General features: G+C 37.7%; 14 protein-coding genes and 1 pseudogene. 2 read left to right on the top strand and 13 right to left on the bottom strand.

Going from position 1 to position 13,312, the window contains the following annotated elements:
- From C1642_RS19550 to C1642_RS14495, 6 genes and pseudogenes are all read right to left on the bottom strand, one after another.
- Nucleotides 1-1,516: pseudogene (locus tag C1642_RS19550) on the bottom strand (transcription-repair coupling factor); the annotation flags it as partial.
- 134 nt (nucleotides 1,517-1,650) lie between these two features.
- On the bottom strand, nucleotides 1,651-2,007 hold the full coding sequence (locus tag C1642_RS14515; protein WP_000473795.1) for a hypothetical protein: 357 nt from the start codon (nucleotides 2,005-2,007) through the stop codon (nucleotides 1,651-1,653).
- Nucleotides 2,008-2,086: 79 nt separating this feature from the next.
- On the bottom strand, nucleotides 2,087-3,019 hold the full coding sequence (locus tag C1642_RS14510; RefSeq protein WP_001222568.1) for a Dyp-type peroxidase: 933 nt from the start codon (nucleotides 3,017-3,019) through the stop codon (nucleotides 2,087-2,089).
- A gap of 145 nt (nucleotides 3,020-3,164) precedes the next feature.
- Nucleotides 3,165-3,947: a glutathione S-transferase N-terminal domain-containing protein gene (locus C1642_RS14505; RefSeq protein ID WP_085944070.1), complete on the bottom strand. Its 783-nt coding sequence runs from the start codon at nucleotides 3,945-3,947 to the stop codon at nucleotides 3,165-3,167.
- 24 nt (nucleotides 3,948-3,971) lie between these two features.
- Nucleotides 3,972-4,478, bottom strand: a complete 507-nt coding sequence (rraA, locus tag C1642_RS14500) for a ribonuclease E activity regulator RraA (RefSeq protein ID WP_000108825.1) — start codon at nucleotides 4,476-4,478, stop codon at nucleotides 3,972-3,974.
- Between the two features lie 12 nt (nucleotides 4,479-4,490).
- Entirely contained in the window at nucleotides 4,491-5,156 is a 666-nt protein-coding gene (locus C1642_RS14495; protein ID WP_000156076.1) for an NAD(P)H-binding protein, read from the bottom strand.
- Between the two features lie 212 nt (nucleotides 5,157-5,368).
- Here C1642_RS14495 and rpsT point away from each other — a divergent pair, with 212 nt between their 5' ends.
- Nucleotides 5,369-5,635, top strand: a complete 267-nt coding sequence (gene rpsT / locus C1642_RS14490) for a 30S ribosomal protein S20 (protein ID WP_000013652.1) — start codon at nucleotides 5,369-5,371, stop codon at nucleotides 5,633-5,635.
- A 56-nt stretch (nucleotides 5,636-5,691) separates the two neighbouring features.
- Here rpsT and C1642_RS14485 read toward each other — a convergent pair whose 3' ends face one another.
- Together C1642_RS14485 and C1642_RS14480 are read right to left on the bottom strand one after the other, a co-directional pair.
- The gene (locus C1642_RS14485; RefSeq protein ID WP_001162376.1) at nucleotides 5,692-6,426 is read right to left on the bottom strand and encodes a histidine phosphatase family protein; all 735 of its coding nucleotides are present in this window, start codon (nucleotides 6,424-6,426) and stop codon (nucleotides 5,692-5,694) included.
- 57 nt (nucleotides 6,427-6,483) lie between these two features.
- Nucleotides 6,484-7,341 (bottom strand): 3'(2'),5'-bisphosphate nucleotidase CysQ family protein, encoded by an 858-nt coding sequence (locus tag C1642_RS14480; RefSeq protein WP_000471059.1) that lies wholly within the window; start codon nucleotides 7,339-7,341, stop codon nucleotides 6,484-6,486.
- Nucleotides 7,342-7,650: 309 nt separating this feature from the next.
- Between C1642_RS14480 and C1642_RS14475 the strand changes: the two genes are divergently transcribed.
- A complete protein-coding gene (locus C1642_RS14475; protein WP_000979740.1) occupies nucleotides 7,651-8,019 on the top strand; it encodes a hypothetical protein in 369 nt (122 codons plus the stop codon).
- A 53-nt stretch (nucleotides 8,020-8,072) separates the two neighbouring features.
- On the opposite strand, the gene C1642_RS14470 is transcribed toward C1642_RS14475, so the two are convergent.
- From C1642_RS14470 to C1642_RS19545, 5 genes are all read right to left on the bottom strand, one after another.
- Nucleotides 8,073-8,732 (bottom strand): SOS response-associated peptidase family protein, encoded by a 660-nt coding sequence (locus C1642_RS14470; protein ID WP_000332556.1) that lies wholly within the window; start codon nucleotides 8,730-8,732, stop codon nucleotides 8,073-8,075.
- Between the two features lie 107 nt (nucleotides 8,733-8,839).
- Nucleotides 8,840-10,570, bottom strand: a complete 1,731-nt coding sequence (locus C1642_RS14465) for an ABC transporter ATP-binding protein (protein WP_103236485.1) — start codon at nucleotides 10,568-10,570, stop codon at nucleotides 8,840-8,842.
- Nucleotides 10,571-10,582: 12 nt separating this feature from the next.
- The gene (locus C1642_RS14460; protein ID WP_000953842.1) at nucleotides 10,583-11,725 is read right to left on the bottom strand and encodes an ABC transporter permease; all 1,143 of its coding nucleotides are present in this window, start codon (nucleotides 11,723-11,725) and stop codon (nucleotides 10,583-10,585) included.
- 7 nt (nucleotides 11,726-11,732) lie between these two features.
- Entirely contained in the window at nucleotides 11,733-12,671 is a 939-nt protein-coding gene (locus C1642_RS14455; RefSeq protein WP_000881924.1) for an ABC transporter permease, read from the bottom strand.
- 12 nt (nucleotides 12,672-12,683) lie between these two features.
- Nucleotides 12,684-13,312, bottom strand: a 629-nt coding sequence (locus C1642_RS19545; RefSeq protein ID WP_228153904.1) for a M3 family metallopeptidase, incomplete at its 5' end; no start/stop codon positions are given.

The raw sequence follows: 13,312 nt of genomic DNA, 5'->3' as shown, positions 1-13,312 counted from the left end.
TCGCGAGTGTAATTAAACCAGCATAACGCCCCACACCATGATCGATATGTACAACAGGAGCACCAATGCTTAGCTCAGTTAAGCTTCGGATCAGAAACTCTTCTGAAACTTCCTGTTGACGCTTGCGACGACGCTGTACAACTCGGTGCTCGTAAAGCTGATTTTCTGAAATAACCGTTAATTGATCAGTTAAAAGTAAACCACGATCTAAAGGTGCATTAGTGATAGCAATTGCGAACTGACTAATTTGGAATTGTTCAAAATTCTCTACATTCGAAATCTCACCTAAACTTGAACGCAACGCATCTTTTAAGCTTTCGCGACGTCCTGCACTTTCCGCAACCAATAGAACAGGATGATTTGCTTCATCAATATATTTTTTTACGGCACTAAATGGTTTTTCTTTTTTCGGATCGACTGGCAACTTGGGTGGTTGTTCAGTTTTAAGATTAAGTGCACCAGCTTTTTCTTCAATAGTTTCTGCGCTTACAAGCATTCGTGGAAACTGGTTTAAAGCACTTAGCAGATGATTTGGAGAAATAAATAGCTCTTCTGGAGCAAGAATAGGTTGATCCATATTATGGCGTCGGTCTTCATAACGACGCATAACTTCTTTCCAGAAACTCGTTAAATCAGTATCAATATCATTAGTTGTAATTACAATGCAATTCTTTGGTAAGTATGTTGTAAACATACTTTGTGACTGCATTTGTTCTTTATTAAAAAATAGCGGTAAATAAAATTCAATGCCAGGCGATGCTATACCATCTAAAACGTCCTGATAAATTGGATTTTTCTTAGGATTGGCAGTAGGAAAAAACTCAGAATAACGGTCTCTAAATACCGAACGTCCTTCTTTTAAAGGGAATTCTTTCGCGGGTAAAACCGTAAAACTTTTTAGTGTGGTTGTTGTTCTTTGAGTTTCAGGGTCAAAGAATTTTAAAGAATCAATTTCATCGTCAAATAAATCTATGCGGATTGGAGATTCTTGCCCAGATGCAAAAATATCCATAATACTGCCGCGTACAGCAAACTCACCATGGTCATAAACTGTATCTACTAAGTGGTAGCCCGCCTGAACTAACCTTAATTTTTGTTGTTCTAAATCAAATTTTTGCCCCACTTTTATATCAAAGTGTTCTCCCAATACCCATGAGTAAGGCGCAACCCGTTGAGCCAAGGTACTTGCTGAAATCAGTAATACGCCTTGCTGGGGCATATTAGATAAAATAGCAAGACGTTCTGACACAATATCTTGATGGGGAGATAAACGGTCATAAGGCAAAATTTCCCAATCCGGAAAAATTGTCGGCTTAACTCCATAAAACTCAAGTTCACTTTCTAATTGAGCAACATGTTGGTTGTTTCTAGCAACTAATACCAATAAAGAAGAATGTTGAGTGGCAATTTCTTTAAGCAATAAAGCTGCTGATGAACCTAATAATGACCCCACCCAACGCTTTTCACCGGCCTTGAGCTGTTGCAAATTCAATTGAGAGATTTCTTGTTGAAACATGTATATGGCTTTTATGAGCTAAAAAGATATGAGGTTAATAGTAGCATGATGTTTTTAGTGAATTGAGTTATTTTTCTGCAATCAAGCTACTACTTTGTGATACTTTTTTATAGTTCTTAAACAATCATTTGAAGTTATTTGTCTCGTAAAAACATCACATAATATTGGTTTAATACCTGTATGATTGCTTTAAGCTCAAGTAACTTTTCTTGTGTATTACCTAACCTTTCCACATATCGTTGCGTTGCAATCTCTAAATCAATCTTTTCATTAATTTGTGGTGTAATTTGAAATAGCTTAGGTAAGTTATCAAAATTCTGTAATTTACGATTTGAAAAATACTCAAGGTGCTCTGACCACTTTTCATTAATCACGACATCTTTAATAACCGGACCACGCTCTGAATCAAAACTGAGCTGATTCTCTTGTAAATAAATTTGTTCTGGTGTCTCTTTCGAACCTTGAAAAAGTTGGGTTAATTTTTTAAACATCTCATCACATCATATTAATTTCAATTTATATAGTAGAGGTAATCTACTCACCTCTACCATCTAAGTTTATTTTTAATGCCTACTCGTCACCCAAGCCATCTAGAAAATCTACTGTCGGTACGAAAAATAGAGTTCCTGTTTGGGCAGTACTAAAGTCAAGTAATCGATCAAGATTACCTTGCTCATTTCCTAAGAACATATTTTCAAGCATTTGACGTGTCGTACTAAATTTACGTGAGTAACCAATAAAAAAAGTACCATATTCATTTTTGGATGGATTCGAAAAAGGCATATTTGCACGCATAATTTTTAGTTCATTGCCTTCTGCATCATGCGCTTTACTTACTACATTATGTGCTGTTAAAGGTTTCTCCTCATCATCAAGCTCAATATCGTTGAACTTTTTACGCCCGATAACTTTTTCTTGTTCCTCATCGCTTAATGCACGCCATTTTTCCATATCATGGGTATATTTTTGGATAAATGCATAACTTCCTCCAATAAAGTCAGGATCTTCGTTACCCACTAATGCCCATTGTGCAGCAATTACAGGTTCAGGATTTTCTGTTCCATCTACAAAGCCAATAATCGCACGCCCATCGAAATATCGAAAACCATGCACTTCATCAATTGGGTAAGTTACTTTACCTAACTGTTCATTGATGATACTTCCTAACTCATAACATAAAGCTTGTCGATCAGCACGAATATGAAAGAATAAATCCCCGGGTGTTGAAACGGCTGTGTATTTTGGGCCTTTGATTTCTTGAAATGTTTCTAATTCTTGAGGCTTTGCTTGCTGTGGAAATAAAATATCCCACGCGTTTGAGCTAAAACCTAATATGGCATTAAATTTAGTTTCAGGATAACGGTTAGACAAACTTCTGGTTAACGCTGAGAATTTACCAGCAAAATCTTTTACTTTTTCTACAACAGAATCACCTTGAGCTAATCCTAATACAATAAATAAAGCATTTTCTCCAGGATGACTCGTTACAGGCTGAATTCTCATACATTCCATAAAACAGGCCTTATTTTGGTAATTTAAGGTAGTAATTTAGCATATTCATGTTTTTATCGTATGATTTCTTATTGTTGTCGCTTCTTAAAAGAGACTGAGTTATCTCAATCTCTAGTGTGTTTTTCTCATTTATATTTTAACTGCCATATTGTTTTTTTAGGTACTTTACAATTTCCGCAGATTCAAACATTTTAACGCCTGTATTTGGGTCCACTAAATAAGGCACTTGCATTTTACCTTGCATGACCAGCAACAATTTTTCTCGCTTTCCCTCTTTTAAAGGTTCATATTTGCCCGGTTTTAACCGAAGAATCGCAGGCCCCATATCTTGCCATCTTTCTTTGGCAACACTATGTAAAATGTAAGGTAGCTCAAGCTCACTTAATACACTTCTTACTACTCTTGAATACGGACTTGCTTCAAAGCTCCATAGTTCAAGTTTATGCTCAGGCGCAGCTCTATTTACTATTTTTTTATTAATCCAGACCCCACGAGCACCATTTAATAATGTTCCGGCAAACGCCAGATATGGCATTTTTGGATAATTTGAAAACTTATCAGGAGTTTGGCCTGTCTTACCATAGTATTTAAATAAATGATGAATAATATCTTGTGATTCGTATAATTTGTCACCTGTATTTTCATCAATAAAAAAAGGAAACTGTAATTTACCGCCAATTTCTTTAACTATGGAGCGATATTTTAATCCACCTTTCGGGCATGGATAAATTTCGACATCCAAATTTAAAAGTGTAATCACTTCACGAACGCGGCGACAAAATGGTGAACCCTCAAATTCATAAAGTTTAAGAGCTCTAACAGGCTGTTTAGGAAATGCTGTACCTGTAACACCTCTACCACCTTCAGCAATTGCAGACGCTAATGCTTGCAGTACTTTAATTTGATGATTCACCATTATGCATTCCTTTATTTAATTGTGGAGCTAGACTAGTTTTTCTTTAGCAATCACAATTCCATTATTATCTGCATAGATAAAATCACCAGATTGAATTGTGACTCCACCAAAATACAAAGGAATATCTACTTCACCAATGCCCTTACGGTTACTTTTTTGCGGAATTGCAGCCAATGCATGTACACCTAAATCTAAGCTTGCAAGTGCATCAACATCACGTACACAGCCATAAATAACTACACCATTCCAGTTATTTTTAACTGCCGATTCAGCAATCATATCTCCCATAAGTGCACAGCGCATTGAAGCACCACCATCCACAACCAATACCTTCCCTGTACCATCTGTAGCCAGCAACTCTTTTACACGCGAGTTATCTTCAAAACACTTTACAGTCACAACTTGTCCGCCAAAAGTTTGACGTGCACCATAGCTTTTAAAGAACTTACCGTCCATTGAGGGCGTGACTACTTGCAAATCTTTTTCCGGATTGTCATCTAATAAATCACATGTCACAAATGGTACTGTCGACACTTTTATTCTCCCTTATCGAGTTTGTTGTATGCTGAGATTATCATATCGTTTAAAAGCTTCAATTTGCGTTAGTGCCGCTACGACCATGGTATGAGCCAATTGCTCTGCTGTAACTGGTTTATATTTGAAAGGCTTAGTCCATTTATTTTCAATAAGTTTAAATAGACTTTGTCCTAAATCTTCAATAAAACGCACATCGCTACGCTTACCAATCAGTAGAGAAGGTCTAAAAATAGATAATTTTTCGATTCCTAAACTTTGAATATAATCTTCTAATTCGCCTTTTACTTTATTGTAGAAAATTGGCGAATTAGCATTTGCCCCAAGTGCACTAACAATTAAAAAATGAATATGTTTATCTTGGATTAAGTCTGCAAAGTGAGCATTTATCTCATAATCAACTGCATAAAAGCCTTGTTTTGAGCCCGCTATTTTTAAAGTTGTACCTAAGCAACTAAATGCATGAGTATGACCATTCACATCTTCATCATTGAGCAATAAAAAATCGTCTATAACGAGCTGAGTAACTTTCTTATATGTATTAAGTAGTTGTGATTCTTTTCTTACTACAACGGTAATGGCCTCAAATTCTGGTGTTTGCTCAAGTTGTTCAACAAGCGCTAAACCAACGAGTCCTGTAGCACCTACTACAATTGCTTTTTTCGTACTTATAGTCATTTTTTATCCAACCCTCTTTAAGTTTGTATCAAATTTAACCTTTTCTTACGGTTTTAGCAGCCCCTAAAACCGCTTAAAATGCTCTCAAGGCTTGACTTCACGGTATTGATTCATCACAATATGGCACTTGTTTACGGGCTGGTGATGGTTGCACCAGTTTACTGGATTGACCACAGCCCGCCCAGACCAACTTATTTTCAAGGAGTGCAAGAGTGGCAAACTCTGCTCAAGCTAAAAAACGTGCGCGCCAAAACGTTAAAGCGCGTAAACACAACGCAAGCTTGCGTTCTATGGTTCGTACTTACATCAAACGTACTTTAAGTGCAATCGCTGGTGGTGATTATGCTGTTGCTACAGAAGCTTACAAAAAAGCTGTTCCTGTAATCGACCGCATGGCTGATAAAGGCATCATCCACAAAAATAAAGCTGCTCGTCATAAGAGCCGTTTAAATGCTCAAGTTAAAGCTTTAGCTAACTAATTGAAGCATGTAAAAAAAGCCCAACAGGGCTTTTTTTATTGTCTATGTTTTTGTGTTTACTGTACTTTATGGAACTCAGAAACATCTAACTCGTAAGTTTTGCCTCTCCAAATCCACTTTAATTTACAATTTGGAAATTCATCACCTTCAAACCATACAAACAGCCCTTCCATCATGGCAGGCCAATCTGCTTTTTGTATTTGGTTATTGCCTGAAATTACTGCAACAATCGCTGCAATAATTGTGTCGTGACTTACAGCTAAACTTAGACCACTTTTTGTTTTAGGATGAGTTTGATAAATCAGCTCTAATACATCTAATACGCCAGTAATTGGATGTTTCATACCCGGTAAGGCATTGTTCACAAAGCTATTAATAAAACCAAGTGCCCCTTGTTTACGAAAATAAGGCGCCGCCTGTTGAATATCCAGTACAAAGCTACCAGGTTCAACCAACAAACCTTGTTCAACTATTTCAATTGTATGCGTATTCGGTTCAGGGCTCACTCCATCTGCTCCTTCAATCATAAGTGCAGCAGTGTCTACACAACGTTGAATTGGGCTAGAAATGCAATGTTGAATTACACGATCCGTGTTTTTAATTAAATAGCTACCCCATTCCTGAGCAAGCTCACGTCCTTGCGGTGTAAGCTGGAGGTCGTATCCTGCCAAGCCTTGCCCATCTACCAACTCTCTTAAGGAGTGACGTGTAAAAAGGGTTACAGGGGTCGAAGCATCAGGCAATAAATCAATTGCTTCAAACATGCTTTTAGGCAATAAATCGAGTGCCATTTTTATCTTGTCATCTTTTCTCAATATTTTGCCACTATAGCATGTCTACAATAACTCTCAATCCAAAACACCTGATTGAGCTAAAGCTTCAAATGCTATTTTTTTGCTTTCCTGATCACGAAATGCGATAAAGCCCCCATTTAATACGGTATCACGCTGGTTATATTCAAAGGGTTTACCTGTTAGAGTGAGTAAACCTCCACCTATACTTTCTAATAATCCTTGACCTGAGCTGGTATCCCATTCTGATGTCGGATGAAATCTAGGATAAATATCGATCTCGCCTTCTAACATCATACAAAACTTATAAGCGCTACCTGCTTCACGTCGAATTACGGTACGAATCTTTTCAATAGGTTCAATGAATTTCTGATATTTTGGATTTTTACTACTATGACTTAAACCGATTTGTACAGGTGCTTGTGTTGAATAAGGTGTTTTTTGATATTGATACCATTGTTGTTGGCTAAAGCTATATTTAAAAGGTAAATCTTTTAAATAACCTAAATAAACAACTTGCTCACATGGCACAACAATCACCGAAAAAATCGTTTCACGCCCTTCAATCAAACTCAAGTTTATCGTGAACTCATCTCGCTCATGTATAAACTCTTTTGTACCATCAAGTGGATCTAGCATCCAGCAAGAAGACCAAGCATGGCGAGCACTATAGTCACTTTCTTCTGACAAAACCGGTAACTCAGGTGTAATTTCTGCAAGATGCTTTAATAAAAAACGATTTACCTTTAAATCTGCTTGCGTTACAGGTGAATCGTCATGTTTTTCTTGAATCGTAAATTCATATCCAGCCGAATAGTTTTGATATTCTTGTAATAAGATTTGGCTAGCTTCTTCCAAGATTGGTAGTAGCTGTTCAATTAAAGCATCATTGGGGCGAGTTGTTGTTATAAACATAAATAAGCTCTATTTACTTTCCTTTTCATTATAAGTGAATTATGACAAATTCAATATTCACCAACAGTCTAGTATCCTTACAAAAAGGCTTAAATTTTTATTAAGAACACTATTATTCCATCAACAGCTGAATCTTTATATTTTAACTTGATCAGACGCTTATTACTCAAGAGAAAGCTTAGTTAATTTTTGTATAGAAAATATGCTATAACTTATGAAAAATAAACAACTTAAAGTAAATTCAACCATTTCTTTTTCACGCATTTCTTGTTATGTTCAATAGCACAATAACAAAATGGAAGACTAAATATGATGCTATATGGATATCACTTCTCAACAATTGAAAATAACTGGGAAGACTTAACTCCATTAAATGAGTTTTTACAAACATTTGCAGATGATGATGGTGATGTCTCCCAAAGAGATAAAGAATCACTTAAAGAAATCATTGCTAAATCCGATACAGCTTTGGCCTTAGCTAAAGAAATGGGTTGGGATGGCAGCTATACAGGCTGTCCTTATTTATTTTGGTTACCAAGTAAAAATACGCAATCTTTTGAATATGGATTTGTTTTTAAACAAACCTCAGATAACTCAACTTTTGTAATCTCACCAATTGAATTGGCTTATCTGGCACAAGATGAGCAGGTACAAACTTTAAGTAAGAATATTGATTAAATCTCAAAGGTTATTGACTTAAAAATTAAGCCAATAACCTAACTCCAATGCAGTTATTCAAACATACTTAATTGAGGTGTAGATTTTATAATCTTCTCTTTAGGAACATGTAAACATTCAAATTCCTCAACAGGAAAACCTTCAATAAAGCTTGAAATATCTGGTGTTTCTAAACTTAACCATTCATCTAAGCGGTCATGTGGAATCACAATTACCGATCTTTTAACATCACCCGGTTCATGGAAGTCTTTCATCATGGGATGATCAATCGCATCCATGGTTAACATACTCGCAGAACGGACAATCGTTTCATTCATTTTGCAAATTTCATAGATTGCTGCGATAAAAAAAGCCTGTCCATCTTTACGGCGTACGCCCCACCGCTCAGGTTTATCATTTATATATTTACTCTCATAAAACTCCGTCACGGGTATTACACCGAACTTACATTTAAGAGCAGCTTCTTGAAAACTCGGTTTTTGGAAAATCGTTTCATGACGGGCGTTATAAGTATGTTTTGCTATGTTCGTATCTTCTGCCCATTTAGGAACCAAACCGAACATGACTTCACGCCACTCAAAACCTTGCGGTGATTTGAATAGTAATGGCATTGTCCCACCCGGATAAACCTCATCGGCATAGCTAAAGCCGACCACAGGCAACTGAAGTTGCTGCAATTGGGCAAGAGTTAAAGGCTTAAAGTTGGCACACATAGCAGGAATAAAATACTCTACTTTTACATCTCTTATTTTATAAGTATTTATTCTATAAACCAAATAAAAAGGCACTCGAAAGTGCCTTTAACGACATAACTTTACGCTTAAGAAATGTGCTGAATTCCTTGTGGAATGGCCTGCAATAGTCGTTTGGTGTAGTCATGTTGCGGATGTGCATAGAGCTCATCCGAGTTGGCAATTTCAACAACTTCACCATGATTCATGACCATAACCTGATCAGAGATATATTTCACAACCGACAAATCATGTGAAATAAAAATATAACTAAGCCCAAACTCATCTTGTAAGTCTTGTAATAAATTAAGTACTTGTGCCTGAACTGAAACATCTAACGCCGAAACAGATTCATCACAAATTAGAATTTCAGGCTTTAGCGTTAAGCAGCGCGCAATCGCAATACGTTGGCGTTGACCGCCCGAGAACTCATGTGGGTATCGATAATAAGCTTGTTCAGGCAGATTCACTCTCTCAAGTAAACCAAGCGCAATTTGCTTACGTTCCGCATCATCTTTACCAATTCCATGAATTTGCATAGGTTCCAATAAGATCTGCCCAATCGTAAAGCGTGGATTTAGTGAAGCATATGGATTTTGAAAGATGATTTGGATCTTCCTTTGATATTTGGCAAACTCTTTTTCAGTTAAAGAAAGAATATCTTTACCTTCAATTAAAGCCTGTCCCCCCGATGCTTGATGTAAGCGCATGAGCAATAACCCAACAGTCGTTTTACCGGAGCCCGATTCTCCTACCAAACCAAGCGTTTTTCCTTTAGCCAGTTTAAAAGAAACACCTTTTACCGCCTGAAATTCTTCTTTGCCAAACAATCCTTTACGACTATAAAAGCTTTTTTTCAGATCTTTTACTTCTAAAATAATTTTCTCATCGCCATTTAAACCACGTTTACGCTCAGGAATTTCTGAAACATCAAAGCTTTGCTCTACCAATATATTGTTTTCTTGTCGCATAAAATCACTTGTTACAGGCAAACGATAAGGTCGTTGTGACATTTGAGGACGACAGTAAAGTAAGGCTCGGGTATATACATCTTTAGGCTGTTCCAAAACTTGTTCTGCGGTACCTTGCTCTCTAATTTCACCATGACGCATCACAATCACTTGATCTGCAATTTCACCAACCAAAGCCAAATCGTGAGTAATAAAAAGCATCGACATTTGACGGCGCTGACGCAATGATTCAAGTAAATCAATAATCTGTTTTTGAATAGTGACATCAAGTGCCGTAGTCGGTTCATCGGCAATCAGTAGCTTAGGTTCACAAGCAATTGCCATTGCAATCATGACACGTTGCTGCTGACCACCCGAAAGCTGGTTAGGATAAGCATCAATTTTCGTTTCTGGTGAAGGTATACCGACCTCTTTAAGCAACTCTAAAACACGTTGCCGCGCCTGTTTTCGGCTCATACCCATATGTAAACACAACACTTCTGCAATTTGATTGCCAACCGTAAAAACCGGATTTAATGATGACATCGGTTCCTGAAAAATCATGGCAATATCTTTGCCACAGATTTTTCGCATCTCTGTACGCGATAAGCCAAGCAAGTCTTTACCTTCAAAAATAATCTTACTTTTCTCATCAATCTTGCTTTGGCCCACAGGTAATAAACCCATAGTTGCTAAAGAAGTAACAGACTTACCACTACCTGATTCACCAACCAAAGCTACAGTCGTATTGGTCGGAATATCAAAGGAAATTCCTTTCACAGTTTCGATATATTGTTTATCTTCACCTTTAAAGCTTACACGTAAGTTTTCAATGTGAAGTAATGGGGTCTTTTTTTCTTGTTCTGACATTTGGATTTCCTCTTATTTTAGTTTCGGGTCTAATGCATCGCGTAGCGCATCAGTAAACATTGAAAATGCCGTAACCAAAACAGCCATTGCGACAGAGGCTGCGACAAGCTGCCACCACTTACCTAAAAGAAGTTCACTTTGTGCTTCATTTAACATACTGCCCCAAGACACTACGCCTACTGGCACACCGAACCCTAAGAAACTCAAAATAACTTCCGATTTAATAAAAGAAACCACCAAAATAGACATTTGGACCAATGCAATATGGCTGACGTTAGGAAAAATATGAATAAACATACGGCGAAAATGCCCGACACCAATGGCTTTAGCTGCAAGTACATATTCGCGTGCGGTATGTTTCATATATTCAGCACGAATTAACCGATAGACACCTGTCCAGCCCGTTAAGCCTAAAATCAGAACAATAGATAAAATGCCCTTTTGTTGTAGTACAGCAGCAATCGCAAGAACTAATAATAAATATGGAATGGAAGTAAAAATATTATAAAACCAGTTGAGAATATCATCGACCCACCCACCAAAATAACCTGAAACTGCCCCTAAAAGCGTTCCTAATGTGACTGCCAGTAAGGCAGAAACAAGCCCTACAATAATTGAAGTTTCAGCGCCTTTAATGGTTTTTTTAAGGACGTCTTGCCCCCATTTGTCAGCACCAAAAATTAGGGTACTTTTTAGTTCACTTTGCTGATCAAGTAAATGTCCACCGAGTTGCTGATCAATTGCTTTCATATCATCAGCTAATGGATCAACTACACCATAATAATCAATTGCACTTCCAGAGCTCTTTTCTTGTTTGATTTCAGCCTTGAGTTGGTGAATTACGTCTTTTAAGGGATCGACTGGATTTTCCGGTAATTCCTCATCTACAGCGGCTGTACTTTTCAAAGCTTCCGTTGTCTTATCTGCACCTATAAATGTAGGAGGCGCATAACTGACAGCAACTTCTTTATTCCAATCAGATGCAATCACACCCGTTAGAGATAGTATTAATACGATCAAATAGAACAACACAACAATGAGCGATGCCATTGCAATTTTATCGGCCCGAAGGCGACGCATGGCAAGTCGCCATAGCCCCGCTGAAGCAGGAGCGGTCTGGGTTTCTAACTTTCTTTTTGATAAAACACTCAGCATAACTCACCTACTTCAACTGTACACGTGGATCAACCACTTTGTAGACCAAGTCCGCAATCAAATTAAAAATCATGGTTGCAGCTGCAATATATACAGTAATGGCTTTGATGACAGGAAAATCACTACGCTCTACAGCAATAATCACTTCACGACCAATACCGGGAATACCAAAAAAGCGTTCAATTAAAAATGCACCTATCAATAATGCCGGTAAATTTGACATCACATCAGTAATAATCGGAATTGAGGCATTACGTAGAACATGCACACTTAAAATTCGGCTTTCCCCTACACCTTTAGCACGTGCGGTTCTCACATAATCCTGATTTACCTCATCAAGCACAAAGCTACGATATAAACGTAAAGTAGGTGCAATACTCACCACCAGCATGATTAGAATTGGTAGTAAGGAAAACTTAAATAAATTGTCGGTAAAACTATCGCTCCATCCCTGTACTGGAAACCAGCTCAGTTGATAAGCCAGAACATATTGAAAAACAATAATGTAAACCAAAATACTAATCGACATCCCGATGGTACATAACATCATGACCATACGATCAGTTAGAGAGCCACGTACCGCCGCTACAGCCAATGCTAAAATAATTGAAATAACTGTTTGTAAAATGGTGAGTGGAATTAAAAGTGTGAGCGACGGTCCTAATCGGGTTAAGATAATTTGTGAAACGGATTCACCTGTGCTCCAACTTGCGCCATAGTCAAAAGTAAGAATTTGCTTAATAAAAATCCAAAGTTGAACATAATAAGGTTGATCAACACCTAACTGTTTACGGATATTTTCAATCTGCTCAGGGTTAGACATCTTACCTGCCAAAATATAGGCAGGATCTCCACCGACCCAATTAAATAAGATAAAAATAAGCAGCACTACTCCCAACATGGTCGGAATCATCTGCCATAAACGCCGAATAACATATGCCAGCATAGTGATAATTCCTTATTTAACCCGTTGTCCGGTAATTTCGTTAAAGAATGCTTTATTGTCAGGATCACGACCAAGGAAATCTTTAACCAATTCAGCTGCCGGTTTTTGGCTACCCTGCGATAAAATCGTCTGACGATAACGTTGTCCCACTTGTGGGTTATTCAGGTTGTCACCATAAGCAGAAAGCATGTCTAGCGCTAAAACCTCAGACCACATATAACCGTAATAACCTGCCTGATATCCACCCATTAAATGCCCGAACTGTCCAGGAAACTCTGTTGTTGGCACATATCCTAAGGCTGTAGCAGCTTCCATTTTTTGCCAAGTTTCTAAAGGTTTTACTTTTAAGGCACCTGCCGTATGAAGTGCCATGTCATATTGTGCATAAAGCGTCTGACGCGCATAACGCAAACCACGGCCATAATTATGTACTGCTTTTAAACGGGCAATTAATTCATCGTCAACACGTGGACAAGCTGGATCACAATAATCGGCCACTTTAGATAAGGTTTCTTTACGGCGTGCCCACTCTTCATACATTTGAGAAGGTGCTTCTACAAAATCACGCTCGACAGAAGTTCCGGACTGACTTGCATAGCGTGTGTTTGATAAGATGCCATGTAAAGCATGACCGAACTCAT

Source organism: Acinetobacter sp. AKBS16 (assembly GCF_002899995.1).
Lineage (GTDB): Bacteria > Pseudomonadota > Gammaproteobacteria > Pseudomonadales > Moraxellaceae > Acinetobacter > Acinetobacter baumannii.
The sequence above is the reverse complement of the archived record's forward strand: the minus strand, read 5'-3'. Positions and strand labels throughout refer to the sequence as shown.